The organism is Marinomonas sp. TI.3.20, from assembly GCF_038155025.1.
In the GTDB taxonomy this organism is placed as follows: Bacteria; Pseudomonadota; Gammaproteobacteria; order Pseudomonadales; family Marinomonadaceae; genus Marinomonas; species Marinomonas flavescens.
Genome location: NZ_JBAKAS010000005.1, coordinates 55806 through 68765, shown reverse-complemented (window position 1 = coordinate 68765; position 12960 = coordinate 55806). Strand labels below are relative to the sequence as shown.

12 protein-coding genes are annotated in these 12960 nt (G+C 42.0%); 7 read left to right on the top strand and 5 right to left on the bottom strand.

Annotated elements, in window-relative coordinates; all coding sequences use genetic code 11:
- Window positions 1-47 precede the first annotated feature (47 nt).
- Window positions 48-590 carry a hypothetical protein gene (locus V6259_RS07220; RefSeq protein ID WP_133012869.1) on the top strand — a complete coding sequence of 181 codons (543 nt, stop codon included), beginning with the start codon at window positions 48-50 and terminating at the stop codon, window positions 588-590.
- A gap of 36 nt (window positions 591-626) precedes the next feature.
- Here the strand turns inward: V6259_RS07220 and V6259_RS07215 are convergent, their stop codons facing one another.
- Window positions 627-1511: a LysR family transcriptional regulator gene (locus V6259_RS07215; protein WP_341584006.1), complete on the bottom strand. Its 885-nt coding sequence runs from the start codon at window positions 1509-1511 to the stop codon at window positions 627-629.
- A gap of 190 nt (window positions 1512-1701) precedes the next feature.
- Between V6259_RS07215 and V6259_RS07210 the strand changes: the two genes are divergently transcribed.
- From V6259_RS07210 to V6259_RS07200, 3 genes are all read left to right on the top strand, one after another.
- Window positions 1702-2817 carry an S-(hydroxymethyl)glutathione dehydrogenase/class III alcohol dehydrogenase gene (locus V6259_RS07210; RefSeq protein ID WP_341584005.1) on the top strand — a complete coding sequence of 372 codons (1116 nt, stop codon included), beginning with the start codon at window positions 1702-1704 and terminating at the stop codon, window positions 2815-2817.
- Window positions 2818-2871: 54 nt separating this feature from the next.
- Window positions 2872-3702 carry an S-formylglutathione hydrolase gene (gene fghA / locus V6259_RS07205; RefSeq protein ID WP_341584004.1) on the top strand — a complete coding sequence of 277 codons (831 nt, stop codon included), beginning with the start codon at window positions 2872-2874 and terminating at the stop codon, window positions 3700-3702.
- A 652-nt stretch (window positions 3703-4354) separates the two neighbouring features.
- Window positions 4355-6232 carry a methyl-accepting chemotaxis protein gene (locus V6259_RS07200; RefSeq protein WP_341584003.1) on the top strand — a complete coding sequence of 626 codons (1878 nt, stop codon included), beginning with the start codon at window positions 4355-4357 and terminating at the stop codon, window positions 6230-6232.
- Between the two features lie 99 nt (window positions 6233-6331).
- Here V6259_RS07200 and V6259_RS07195 read toward each other — a convergent pair whose 3' ends face one another.
- The gene (locus V6259_RS07195) at window positions 6332-6763 is read right to left on the bottom strand and encodes a PACE efflux transporter (RefSeq protein ID WP_207923274.1); all 432 of its coding nucleotides are present in this window, start codon (window positions 6761-6763) and stop codon (window positions 6332-6334) included.
- Between the two features lie 125 nt (window positions 6764-6888).
- Between V6259_RS07195 and V6259_RS07190 the strand changes: the two genes are divergently transcribed.
- Complete coding sequence (locus tag V6259_RS07190) at window positions 6889-7767, top strand: LysR family transcriptional regulator (RefSeq protein ID WP_341584002.1); 879 nt, start codon at window positions 6889-6891, stop codon at window positions 7765-7767.
- Between the two features lie 252 nt (window positions 7768-8019).
- Window positions 8020-9000, top strand: coding sequence for a sensor domain-containing diguanylate cyclase (locus tag V6259_RS07185; RefSeq protein WP_341584001.1), 981 nt, complete (start codon window positions 8020-8022; stop codon window positions 8998-9000).
- A gap of 84 nt (window positions 9001-9084) precedes the next feature.
- On the opposite strand, the gene V6259_RS07180 is transcribed toward V6259_RS07185, so the two are convergent.
- Window positions 9085-10440 carry a sodium-dependent transporter gene (locus V6259_RS07180; RefSeq protein WP_341584000.1) on the bottom strand — a complete coding sequence of 452 codons (1356 nt, stop codon included), beginning with the start codon at window positions 10438-10440 and terminating at the stop codon, window positions 9085-9087.
- Window positions 10441-10620: 180 nt separating this feature from the next.
- Between V6259_RS07180 and V6259_RS07175 the strand changes: the two genes are divergently transcribed.
- Window positions 10621-11454, top strand: coding sequence for an SDR family NAD(P)-dependent oxidoreductase (locus V6259_RS07175; RefSeq protein WP_341583999.1), 834 nt, complete (start codon window positions 10621-10623; stop codon window positions 11452-11454).
- Window positions 11455-11458: 4 nt separating this feature from the next.
- Here the strand turns inward: V6259_RS07175 and V6259_RS07170 are convergent, their stop codons facing one another.
- Together V6259_RS07170 and V6259_RS07165 are read right to left on the bottom strand one after the other, a co-directional pair.
- On the bottom strand, window positions 11459-12496 hold the full coding sequence (locus tag V6259_RS07170) for an alpha/beta hydrolase (RefSeq protein ID WP_341583997.1): 1038 nt from the start codon (window positions 12494-12496) through the stop codon (window positions 11459-11461).
- Between the two features lie 41 nt (window positions 12497-12537).
- Window positions 12538-12825, bottom strand: a complete 288-nt coding sequence (locus V6259_RS07165) for an HlyU family transcriptional regulator (protein WP_341583995.1) — start codon at window positions 12823-12825, stop codon at window positions 12538-12540.
- Window positions 12826-12960: the final 135 nt, after the last annotated feature.

Sequence of the window (12960 nt, the reverse complement as noted above, 5' to 3'; positions counted from 1 at the left end):
AAATTGATTTTTAATATATCTACTCATCCAAGCGTTAAGGAATAGCAATGAAATTGATCACAAAGAATCTACTTCTGGGGGGCATTTTAGCTCTATTTACCTCTTCGGCTTTTTGTAATACTTCGCCTTTAGCAACAAATACACATGTGCCATTTGATATACACATTACCTTTAGCTCCAGAGATGTATTGAGTTTAGCGACACCAGAACAAATCAAAAACAATCCTTCTTTCTTTAATGCATTACGTCATTTTGAGTCTCCTGTTATGCATGCGACTCAAAACATACACCATGAGAAAAGTCCACTTTCATTAGAAAAAGCCTTTTCCGGTACGAAACAAACAACGACGTTAATTTCCCAATATACGACGCCTAATAAGGTGCATTTAAATGTGAAGCTAAACGCATCTTCACATACCGCATCTTTTCAGGGAGATTCTATTTTGATGGTAGATTTCACCTTTAACATTAGTGATGGAAAAGGGGATGCCATTAAGATTAAGGGAACGGATGTAATGGGATTAAACATCCATGATTATGTCATTACTGTTAATAAAAATAATCTTAGATCCATGACGCTGGCCTCTTAATTTTTTTTGGGGGGGTTATAGAGAGGCTTATTGAGGCTAAAAAGGCGGATTTTGTTTGAGTCGATGAATCAAATAATCACAGATTTTCTGTAACTTTGGCGAAGGTTGGCGCACTTTTGGATAGACTAACCAAACACCGCTATAAGGGTATTGGTACTGTGGTAGCAGGGCAATGAGGTGTCCGGAAGCAAGGTCATCGGCAACATAATAATCGGGTAGCTGTGCGATACCGAGTCCTTTTCTAACGGCGTCTAATAAGGCTGGGCCTGAGTTGCTGCGCCAATTACTGACGATTTTTACTTCTTTGCGTTGACCGTCTTGTTGAAATAACCAATGGGTTTTTGAACCAATAAGGCATTGATGTTTACTCAACTCGGCCAAAGTGTGAGGAATGCCGTGCTGATCCACGTAGCTTCTAGAAGCGCACAAATATTCCGCACGATCGCAGAGCCGTCGTGATAAATGGCTAGAGTCTTTTAGTGCTCCCATTCGGATGGCTAAATCATAGCCTTCTTCGATCAGGTCTACTTCTCGATTAGTAAGATGAAAATCCAATTCTATCTTGGGATGATCGATCAAAAAATCGTTCATTAAGGGCGCAATAAAGCGCTCCCCAAACGTTGTAGCGCAGGTCATTTTAAATGGGCCAATGGGCGCTTGATTTAGCGTAGAGATAACTTCTTCAGCACTGCTTAAGGCTTCTGGTAAACCTCGACAGTGTTGGTAGTAAAGTTCGCCTGCTTCGCTTAAACGGATGCGCCTTGTAGTTCGAAACAATAAGGTGGTGCCCAGCTCGCTTTCTAGTTGAGTAATAAGGCGGCTGATGTGTGAAGCGGATACTTTAAGTTGTATGGCGGCGGCGGAAAAACTACCTTGTCGTACGACTTCAATAAAGGCCTCCATAGCTTCCCAGTTTTTCATTACGCGCTCGCTTTTTTCGTTAATTAGTCGGCTGCTATTTTAACGTGAATCTTTGAAAGAAAAAATGATTGATGCTGTGTGGCAATAATCATTTTCTAAAATAGCTATTATCGTCTTAATCATTTAGGGATAAAGTAGCTGCACTTAAATTATCTTATCCTTTTCGTTAAAGCATATTTTGGAGAACGCAATGAAATGTAAAGCAGCAGTTGCTTGGGGCCCAGGCCAACCACTTAAAATTGAAGAAGTAGATGTTCAAGACCCACAAGCGGGTGAAGTGTTAGTACGTATGGTCGCAACGGGCGTTTGTCACACGGATGCGTTTACCTTATCGGGCGACGATCCAGAGGGCGTATTTCCTGCAATTCTAGGCCATGAAGGTGCTGGTGTTGTTGAAGCCGTCGGTGAAGGTGTCACGACGCTTAAAGCAGGTGATCACGTCATTCCTCTTTATACGGCTGAGTGTGGTGAATGTAAGTTCTGTAAATCAGGCAAAACTAATTTATGTAGTGCGGTTCGTGAAACGCAAGGTAAAGGCCTAATGCCAGATGGCACCAGTCGTTTTAGTATTAATGGTGAACCTATTTTTCATTATATGGGGACGTCAACGTTTTCTGAATACAGTGTAGTACCAGAAATTGCCCTGGCAAAAATTCAGGTTGATGCGCCACTGGAAAAAGTCTGTTTGCTGGGTTGTGGTATTACCACTGGTATTGGCGCGGTATTGAATACAGCGAAAGTAGAAAAAGGCGACACGGTAGCGGTATTTGGTTTGGGTGGCATTGGGTTGTCTGTTATTCAAGGCGCACGTATGGCGGGCGCAGGTCGTATCATCGCGATCGACATTAACGAATCTAAATTTGAAATGGCTAAGCAATTTGGTGCGACCGATTGCGTTAACCCGAAAAAATTCGAGGCACCGATTCAGCAAGTCGTTGTGGACATGACTGACGGAGGCGTAGATTACTCTTTTGAGTGTATCGGTAATGTTGATCTTATGCGCTCAGCGCTTGAGTGTTGCCATAAAGGTTGGGGCGAATCCATCATCATTGGCGTAGCGGGTGCAGGTCAAGAGATCTCAACGCGTCCATTCCAGTTGGTAACAGGTCGAGTCTGGAAAGGCTCTGCTTTTGGTGGTGTAAAAGGTCGCAGTCAATTGCCTGGTTACGTAGAAGATTACATGAATGGCAAGATCGAAATTGATCCATTCGTGACGCATACTATGCCGCTTGAAGACATCAACAAAGCATTCGATTTGATGCATAAAGGCGAAAGTATTCGTACTGTTATCCTTTTTGATAAATAAATTTTTTCATACGGTCGCACGGTGTTTTCCGTGCAACCTGAAAGGAATGTAAAGATGGAATTGCTATCTAGTACAAAAACTTTTGGTGGCTGGTTGAAACGTTACCGCCACGAAAGCTTGTCGGTTCGTGGTGAAATGACTTTTGCCATTTATTTACCACCACAAGCGGAAACACAAAAAGTACCAGTGTTGTATTGGTTGTCTGGCTTAACCTGTACCGATGAAAACTTTATGCAGAAAGCCGGTGCCCTTCGTAAAGCGTCAGAACTTGGCTTGGCGATTGTGTGCCCAGATACTAGCCCACGCGGTACGGATTATCCTGAAGAGCATGCTAGTTATGACTTTGGTTCTGGCGCAGGTTTTTATCTGAACGCCACGGTGGAACCGTATTCTAATACGTATCATATGTACGATTATGTGGTTCAAGAATTACCGCATTTGGTTGAAGCCCACTTTCCAGTGACGGATCAGCGTTCTATTTCTGGTCATTCTATGGGCGGACATGGTGCTTTGGTTTGTGCACTTAAAAATCCGGGCAAATACCAGTCTGTTTCTGCTTTTGCGCCGATCGTAAACCCAACACAATGCCCTTGGGGTGAGAAAGCCTTTACCGGTTATCTGGGTGAAGATCGCAAAGCATGGGAAGAGTGGGATGCTACTTGTCTAATCGAGAAAGCGGAAGAGCGTTTGCCACTGTTTATCGATCAAGGTGAAGCGGATAACTTCTTAGTGGAACAGCTCAAACCTGAGGCGATTGAAGCCGCATGTGAAAGTGCTGGACACCCGATTACCTTGCGCCGCCAGCCAGGTTACGACCATAGCTACTTCTTCATCGCTAGCTTCATTGATGAGCACCTAGAACATCATTCCAGAGCATTAAGCTAACGGATAAACTGTTCAGAATAAGTAATAGAAAGGCGGGCTTAGGCTCGCCTTTTTTTGTTTAAAAATCGCACCATTCCCGACCATTATTGTCAATAATCTGTCGCCAAGGGAAAATTGTTTTATAAGCAATCTAAAAATATGCCGTCACTCATGCAATATTTTGGTTAATGGAAAAGCAATAACTAATTGCCACCTTGATTATTTTGGTGGCTCAGTCTGCACTTACAAGGTTAGAAATTGATAGAATAAATGTAATTATTTCGACTATGAATGCTAATATATTGAATAGTAGTTATCTTTTAGAAAGCAAAAAAAACGATGTGATTTTAGTCTCCGCTTTCTTGATCATTAGCGCTATACGGCCTCAGTAGACACACCCAACACCAAAGGCAGAGTAAGGCTTAATATCAACCATAATGATATTGGTAAGGGGGATTGGTTTTGTTTCGAAAAAAGATTATATATGCAGCAAAAAGTAAGCCTAATAAATGCAGAAAAACAACGCATAATCGGCACTATTTTAGACCTTGACCTCTCGATATTTAATGTAAAAGTGACTAGCTTTCCTTGTCGTTAAAAAACAGAATTATAACTATTAATATAGACCTGAATTCGATTCCCCCTCAGTAAATTTCAATTATAGGCAGAGAAAATGAGCGCAAAGTTAAAACTAATACTCTCAATAGGTGGCTTATTCATAATAGCTATTTCTATTGTAACAACTAGCAATTATATGGCTTTTAAAAGTGAGTCGACTGGCAATGGAACCAGTATATTACAGAATGAATCGTTACTTATTTCAGACGCGCTTGATCAACATATGGAGCGATATTTTGACGCACTATCGATAGCCGCCCTTAGCGTTCCTGTCAGTGCAAATGGTGATGTGAATGATGACAAATTAGCCCCTATACTTGCCTCTCTAATAAGCGAACTGGGTGCTGAAGAAGCCTATTTAGGCCTTAAAGATGGCAGTTCGCACGATAAAAATGGTATTGAAGTAGGCTTTAATGCAAAGGCACTTAAGCGAGAATGGTATGAACGTATCTTTTCAGGAGAGAAAAAAGTCGTTACTACGCCATTTCAAAGCGCATCCGGTAAGACACTTACGGCCGTTGCTGTACCAGTAATCCGAGATGGCGACCTTATTGGTAGTTTGAATATTAATATTTCAGTGGGGAGTGTTGCCAAATTTGCTAACAGCCTAACGAGCACGAATAATGTGATAATAACGCGGGCTGACGGATTCATCATCTCATCTACAGAGCACAACGTAGGTGAAAATATTTACAAAGCAATACCTTCGCTAAGTGGTTACGAAGCAAAACCTGCTGGCCTATACAGTGTCTTGCTTAATGGACAGAAAAGCTTAGTCCAAAAAACGATAACGCGTGAGTTAAAGTGGATTGTATGGTCTAGCTCCTCTAATGCTGCTCTTAATTCTGCCTCTAATAACAATCTAGTGCGCAGCATTCTGGTATCCACTGTTCTTATATTAATTTCCTTGTTTGTAGTCTACTTGATTATCAATAAATTAATGTACAAGCCTATCGGTGGCGAGCCAACCGAGATTGAAAGCTTAGTTCGTGACGTATCAGAAGGTGATCTCACTTTAAATAGAGCACCTACTCCTGATGACACAGGCATTTTCGCAGCAACCCTAAAGATGATTGTAAGCTTACAAAACATCGTTCATTCGATTACCGCTACAAATTTAAAACTTAAAGCTGCCTCCGATGAAACAGCGGCAGCCGCGTTGCAAACTAATAGAAGCTCACAATCTCAAATGGATCACTTGGTATCAACATCCACAGCCATGAACGAAATGACCGCAACGGCTGAAGAGGTTGCTCGCAATACGCTTATGGCTTCTGATGCGGCTGATAAAGCGAATATCTATGCACTCAATGGAGAAAAAGCGGTCAATGAAATGAACGACGACATCACTTCATTGGTTTCAGAAATCCAAAATGTAACGACAGCCACTCGACAGCTAGAATCTGAAACACAGGAAATTGGCTCTATCCTTGCGGTGATTGATGCCATTTCAGAGCAGACTAACTTGCTGGCATTAAACGCCGCCATTGAAGCAGCGAGAGCTGGTGAGCACGGGAGAGGTTTTGCCGTGGTGGCCGACGAAGTGCGTAATCTTGCTAATCGTACCAAAGCCAGCACACAAGAAATACAAACTGTGATTACCCGTCTCCAAAGCGAGGCGAAAAGATCGGTTGAGCTTATGGAGGCTAATGTTAATAGTGCGGTATCAACCTCAGCGAAGGCACTGACTGCAAATGAAGCACTTAAGAGTATAAGTGAAGCGATTTCCGATATATTGGATATGAACAATCAAATAGCAACAGCGGCCGAACAACAGACACAGGTCGCTTCAGAAATTAACAATAGCATCATTGATATCAATGAAATGGCTAAGCAAACACAGCAAAGCTCAGAAAGCAGTAAAGCTCTGTCATCCGAACTGCTTAGACTTTCAACAGAGCTAGACTCGTCAATCGATCAATTCAAAATATAATCTACTAAGGTGGATTAACATCGCTTATAGACCTCACGGCAAACCTGCTGTGAGGTCTATAACGTTACCTTATACAAATTACGTTCAATTCCGTTTTTTCTAATTAGCCGCTTTGCTCTCAACGAGTCGAAAGCGAATATGATCGTAACCATAATTAAATGTGATGGCATACGCTAAGAAGAAAACAACTAGACCACTTGCGAAGATGAGTGCCGGCCAAGCAGACAGATTTAGCATCCACATAATGAGCGGTACGGTGGCGAGTAATAAACCTAATTCAAAGCCTAAACTATGAAATACTCTCGTCAGTAAGGTTCTTTTGATACGTTGATGGCCAAATATCGAATCGAATCCTAAGTTATACAAAAAATTCCATGTCATGGCCGTTAATGACATGGCGATACCTAGGCCTGTCATGGTCACCATTTCCGTTCCCATCAGTAATGCCGACGTCGGCACGACAACTAACAATGCCAGTCCTTCAAATAATAAGCTGTGAAAAACGCGTTCTTTTACCGACATCAGTGACATAACCAGAGAGCTCCAAGTGCAAGTGTTCTAAAAACGCAATAATGACCTGAAATCAGGATAGATCAAAGTTAATTACTATCGGTTTTAGTGATGGTAAAATGTTTTTTTATAACAGAGTTTTTGATATGTATAGCTTGGAGCAATTAAGAATTTTTTCAGAGGTTGCCGCCACTGGTTCGTTTTCGGCTTGCGCAAGAAAACTCTCTAAAGCTCAGTCTGCCATTAGCCAATCTATTGCCGCATTAGAGATAGATTTGGATACCCTATTGTTTGACAGAAGCGCGAGAACACCGGTATTAACACCAGCAGGTGAAAAGCTTCTTGGCTACGCCCAAGCGGTTTTAAAACAGAGTCAGGAGCTTAATAAAGCGGCGACCGCGTTATCTAAAGCGGAAGAGTCTCATCTCATTATTGCCATTGATGATGCTTTAATGTTGCCCAAGTTAAAAAGTATTTTGGTGGACCTTAGTCATCATTTTGTTGCCTCAGAGGTCGAAATACACAGTATTGCCAGTCCAGATATGATGGATCACCTCAGTCAAGGCAAGGCGGACATCGGTCTACAGTTTGCTAATATCGGTCTAGAAAGTGCGTTTGATGTTTGTAACTTAGGATATTTGCCTTTTTACGCGGTTGCTCACCCTAATCATCCGTTAGCGACGTTATCCCAGATTGATATACGCGATATTATGTCTCATAAGCAATTGTTAATTCGAGGTGTAAATGGGCGTCATCTCACGCATTTTTTGCCAATTTCAGTACAAAAAATGTACTGCAATAATTTTGATACTCTACGACAACTTACTAGGCTTGGTTTAGCGTGGAGTTATTTGCCTTGTCATATGGTTGAAGAAGATATTGCGGGTGGTAAGCTAATGAAACTGCCTTTTAATTTTGACTATAAACCATGGCAAGCACCTGTAGAATGGGTGCGTCCTAGTCAGCAAACGGTGGGTCCCGCCTTGAGCTGGTTTGAGCAAGAATTGAGAAACTTATTCAATTAATGCGGAGTACCTTGTAAAGGTTGGAATAGACGCTCAAATGTCGTTAGGCACACCACTGGTATTGCTTTACTCTGATTATTGTCTGTTAGGGTCATATAGTGAAAATAGCAGGGGGATGCAGTAGAACGTTGTCTAAGCGCGAATAGAAAAACCATAGGTAGATATTTGCTATCAATGGGTAACAACATTGTTTTGCATTATTAGCATTGAGATAACAGCGGATGTTAGCTGATATGAAGATAAGGAGTCGACATGAAAGAACCAAAACAACCGCCAAATGAGGCAGAACGATTGCATGCTTTAAGAGCGCTTAAAATCCTTGATACTTCTTATGAAGAAAGGTTTGACCGCATTACTCGTATGGCTAAGCAGATGTTTAAAGTGCCCATTACCTTGGTAAGTTTGATTGATGAAGATCGGCAGTGGTTTAAGTCTTGCCAAGGTTTAGAAGTAACAGAAACTCCTCGAGCATTGTCTTTTTGCGGTCATGCAATCAATCAGGATGAGGTCTTTATCGTACCTGATACCCTGAAGGATGAGCGGTTTGCTGATAATCCATTGGTAACTGGAGACCCTAAAGTTCGTTTTTATGCGGGCTATCCTCTTAAGCTACGCCCCGGTATTAACTTAGGAACCTTGTGTATTATTGATTCAAAGCCCAGAGAGCTTAGTGCTGAAGATAAGCAACTGCTAGAGGACTTTGGTGCAATGATCGAGCAAGAGATTAAATCGATGCAGTGGGCGACCTTTGATGACCTAACGATGGTTTCTTGCCGCCGTGGTTTTATGTCGTTGGCAGACTATGCCAAGAAAGTATGCCATCGTGACAAAATGTCTATGGTGTTTATTTTGCTCGACCTAGATAAATTTAAAGAAATTAATGATCTTTACGGCCATTATGAAGGTGATATTGCACTTATTCAGTTTGCAAAAGTTATGCGTGAAACGTTTCGAGAAAGTGACATTATCGGCCGTCTAGGTGGGGATGAGTTTGTCATCATGTTATCAGATATAACTAGCGACAAAGTTAGTGCGCTGTTGAGTCGCTTTGACGATGCGGTTGCAGACATGAATGTTCGTATTAATAAGCCCTACAAAATTGAATTTAGCGTTGGCGTAGCCTCCTTTCCTTATGATACGAAGAAGTCATTAGATGACATGGTAGCTACCGCAGATTTGGCTATGTACGAACAGAAAAAACGTAAGAAATCCGAAGCAGAAACGTCTGAATAACCCTCATTCGATAATACAGTAAAATAAAAAGTGAGCCGAAGCTCACTTCTTATTTGCTTTCGTTTTAGAGTTCAATGCCAATACTTAATCAAATGACGCCCAAATAATAGCAATGACCGTTAATGGGCAAACGAAACGCACGTACCATGGCCAAATTTTCCCGAACTTTGTATTACGAAACTCAGCAAAGCCGCTTTCTAGCTCTTTGAATTTCGCATTTCGGTTCCATACCCAACCCCCAAATAAACAGAACATTAGGGCTGCAAAGGGCTGTAAATATTGTGTGGCTAGTGTAACAACTAATCCAAACATAGTGCCAAAGTGATAAACAATGACAGCGCTAAAGAGGGCAATGATAATACCAAGTACCCAGCTAGTGGGTGTGCGTTTGGTGTTGAACCGTTCTGACATTAAAGCCACGGGGCATTCTAACATCGATATAGAAGAGGTAAGCGCAGCGATGGTCAGTAGAAGGAAGAAGATCACCGAGAACAACTGACCAAGTAAGCCAAGGCTCTTAAACATTAATGGCAGCACGGTAAAGACTAAGGTATCAGAGCTAAGTAGTGAACCGTCGTCGGCGTAAATTTGTACACCGTTATGCATGGCAACAAACATGGCAGGGAGTACAACCAAGCCGGCAACGAAAGCAACGGCGGTATCTAGCAAGGTAACGCTTAGTGCCATTTTTGGAAGATTTTCTTTCTTGCTTAAGTAAGATCCATAAATCAGCATCGAGCAACCGCCAATGGTAAGCGAGAAAAAGCCTTGTCCCATGGCCGCGAGAATCAATTTGCGATCCCAGACTTTGTCAAAGTGAGGAATGAGGTAGTGCTTTAAGCCCTCTATCGCTCCTTGTTGCATCATGATGTAAATAAACAAAATAATAAAAAGAGCAAAAAGAGCGGGCATGAGGCGTGTTGACCATTTCTCTATACCGCGTTTTACGCCACCCTGGACGATTAATATGGTAAGCATATAGAAGAGGAGGGTGCCAAATAAGTTACGTTCAATACTAAAGCCTTTTAGCCAACTTGCTTGATCGCTGAAACCAACCAAACCTGCAATGGCGGCAAGTAGAAAACAAATAATCCAACCACCGACAATGCTATAAAACGCCAACACAATACTGGGAACACTCAGACCGAGCCAACCAACCAAAGCTCCAACATGTTGTGCAATCGGGTTCTTGTTTAGCGATCGCATACTATCGACAGGGTTGGCTTGACCATAACGGCCAATGGCCATTTCGACCACTAACATTGGAAAGGCAACCACGAAGATTAATACCAAATAGACCAGCAAGAAGGCTCCACCACCATTACTGGCCGCTTGTGTTGGAAAGCCCCAAATATTTCCTAAACCAACGGCTGCACCGGCCGCCGACAAAATAAATCCAATGCGGGAGCCAAAGGTTTCCCTAGAACTTTCGTTTTTCACGATATCTTCCATTACAATCACTTTAGATAGACAAAATTTTCCAGTAACCTAAGTGAAAAGAATCAAAATAACAAGTATTTAGGTCATAACTGGTACAGAGTGTTGATTAGGCACAAATGCTTTCACAGTGAGTGCATGTGCTGGTTGCTATCTATTATGTTTTTCAAAGGAGGATCTAGCATGCAGTACTCAATTTTAATCACAGGTTGTTCAAGTGGTATTGGTCTTGAAGCCGCTAAAATGTTGCAAGAGCGTGATTTTTTGGTGGTGGCTAGTTGCCGACGTGAAGAGGATGTGGAAACGTTAAAATTAGCAGGACTGCGTCATGTCGTGCAGCTGGATCTTGCTGATTCTGCCTCGATTGGAAAAGGCTTACAAGAAGCGTTAGTCATTACAGGTGGTCATTTACATGCGTTATTTAATAATGGCGCCTATGGGCAACCTGGTGCGGTTGAAGATTTGTCAGTAGAGGTATTAAAAACTCAGTTTAATACTAATTTCTTTGGTACTCATGAGTTGACCTGCAAAGTGCTAAAGCTAATGTTAACGCAAGGTTATGGTCGTATCGTAAATAATAGCTCTGTCCTTGGCTTAGTTGCTATGCCATTTCGAGGGGCTTACAACGCGAGCAAGTTTGCCTTAGAAGGTTTAACCGATACTTTACGTCTAGAGCTTGCGGATACTCCGATTCATATTTGCTTAATTGAACCAGGTCCGATTGAAAGCCGTTTTAAAGCTAATGCCTTGGCCGCCTTAAGAGATAATGTAGATATTTCTCAAAGTCGACATCAACAAGGCTATGAAGAAGCGATTGGGCGTTTGTCTAAAGAAGGGCCGACTTCGTCACAGACATTACCAGCCAGTGCGGTAGTCGCCAAACTGATTCATGCATTAGAGTCTCGTCGTCCTAAGCCTAGATATTACGTGACAACACCGACTTATATTGCGGGTATTTTAAAACGAATTTTACCAACGCGATTGCTTGATTTGGTGATGAGTAAGCAGAGTAATTGACGGCTTATTCATCTGGTTTCTTTTCAATCTCATTTTTATGTGTTTGTTCTATCAGCCAAGAGTCGATATTGGCTAAGTAGGCTGCTCTGGCTGGTAAGTGTGATAGGTATAAGTCGTGAAAACCTTTGGGAATAATCGCGATATCGAGGTTGGTAAAGGTTTTAGTAGCGGCGTCTTGCATGCTGTTTATATTAAGAACACCGTCACCCATTTGCATGTCTGCGACGTTTTTTGTATTGATTGTACTGATCTCAGAATGGCATAAGAGAGTGGGAGTCTCTATGTGTTTATTAGTCAGGCGACGTTGCGCCAAAGTAATTTGTTTGAGCCAGTGAAATGATAATGGGAAGCCAGCCGCCGGTTTCCAATCTAAACGATAGTCCCATTCGCCATTAAATGTCGTATGTAATGATTGAGAGTAGAGCGTCGCTTCTTTTGCTTGAAATGACACAAAAGGCAGTAATGAAACAAGCGTGTAAATAGGGCAATTAAGACGCTTCAGTGCCTTTGGTGAAAATGGTAAAGCTAAAAAAGGGCTGTTTAAAATAAGGCCAGTTATTGCAGGAAAGGGCGTGTTGTAATGGTTTTCTCGTTCAGATAATAAAGGATGTTTAGCGAGATAAGTCGCCGCTACCAGTCCACCAGTGGAGTGCGCGAGCATGATCACATGGTCTACACCATCTTCTTTCATGGTTGCTAAGGCAATGTCGAGGTCCTGTCCGTATTGGTCTATTGAGTCACACCAGTTAGGCAGTAAATTCGGACGAATAGAGCGCCCATAGCCTTGTAAATCCACCGCGTAGAAGCGATAACCTTGAGCAATAAAGTGATCGGCTAAGCCAGTTTGAAAAAAATAGTCGGTGTAACCGTGAATATACAAAATGCCCTGTTTGGCTTTTTGTTCACCAAGATGGTCAATTAGGGTGGTGTCGACTGAGCCTTTTGGGCCGGAGAAAGAAAAGGTCCGAGAGCGATAATCCGCTCCCAATAGGTCTTCACGTTCGTTTGTTTGTTTCCAGTGTTGTCCTATTGGTGCGTTCATATTGTTCTTCTTTTGGTTGTTATATTGTTTATGTCGTCTTTTTAGCCAAATAGATTGTCGCCTAGTTGGTCGATCGTCAATTTGCTTTTACGCAGAGTAATTTCCATACATTCGTCGCGATTAGGGATAAGGTCTGAGCGAATAAATCTATGAACTTTTTGCTCGTCGCCTTCTCCTTTGGTGATGGTTGCAGCAACGCGGTACTGACCACCTTCTTTCATTGGGGCGGGTATGATTTCAAACCCTTTGTACTCAACCGCTTTTTCTGCTTCGACTGGCGCGCTTTCGCCACTAGAAAATAGACCTTTCAGTCCGGATAAAATGCCCATTTATGTTCTCCTATCTTGTGATCTATTTTTTATGAATTGATGCTATTTTTCTGGGATTTTGGTTATTAGTCAAATGTTCTAATAGGTTTTTTCTGTATTTCACCGCTTTAAAATCATTTGGGTATCTACGTAAGA

Excerpts from the sequence above, each read along its gene's own strand:
- V6259_RS07170 (WP_341583997.1), bottom strand. The coding sequence starts at position 12,496 with ATGAACGCACCAATAGGACAACACTGGAAACAAACAAACGAACGTGAA.
- V6259_RS07175 (WP_341583999.1), top strand. The coding sequence starts at position 10,621 with ATGCAGTACTCAATTTTAATCACAGGTTGTTCAAGTGGTATTGGTCTT.
- V6259_RS07200 (WP_341584003.1), top strand. The coding sequence starts at position 4,355 with ATGAGCGCAAAGTTAAAACTAATACTCTCAATAGGTGGCTTATTCATA.
- V6259_RS07165 (WP_341583995.1), bottom strand. The coding sequence starts at position 12,825 with ATGGGCATTTTATCCGGACTGAAAGGTCTATTTTCTAGTGGCGAAAGC.
- V6259_RS07190 (WP_341584002.1), top strand. The coding sequence starts at position 6,889 with ATGTATAGCTTGGAGCAATTAAGAATTTTTTCAGAGGTTGCCGCCACT.
- V6259_RS07220 (WP_133012869.1), top strand. The coding sequence starts at position 48 with ATGAAATTGATCACAAAGAATCTACTTCTGGGGGGCATTTTAGCTCTA.
- V6259_RS07210 (WP_341584005.1), top strand. The coding sequence starts at position 1,702 with ATGAAATGTAAAGCAGCAGTTGCTTGGGGCCCAGGCCAACCACTTAAA.
- fghA (WP_341584004.1), top strand. The coding sequence starts at position 2,872 with ATGGAATTGCTATCTAGTACAAAAACTTTTGGTGGCTGGTTGAAACGT.
- V6259_RS07195 (WP_207923274.1), bottom strand. The coding sequence starts at position 6,763 with ATGTCACTGATGTCGGTAAAAGAACGCGTTTTTCACAGCTTATTATTT.
- V6259_RS07185 (WP_341584001.1), top strand. The coding sequence starts at position 8,020 with ATGAAAGAACCAAAACAACCGCCAAATGAGGCAGAACGATTGCATGCT.
- V6259_RS07215 (WP_341584006.1), bottom strand. The coding sequence starts at position 1,511 with ATGAAAAACTGGGAAGCTATGGAGGCCTTTATTGAAGTCGTACGACAA.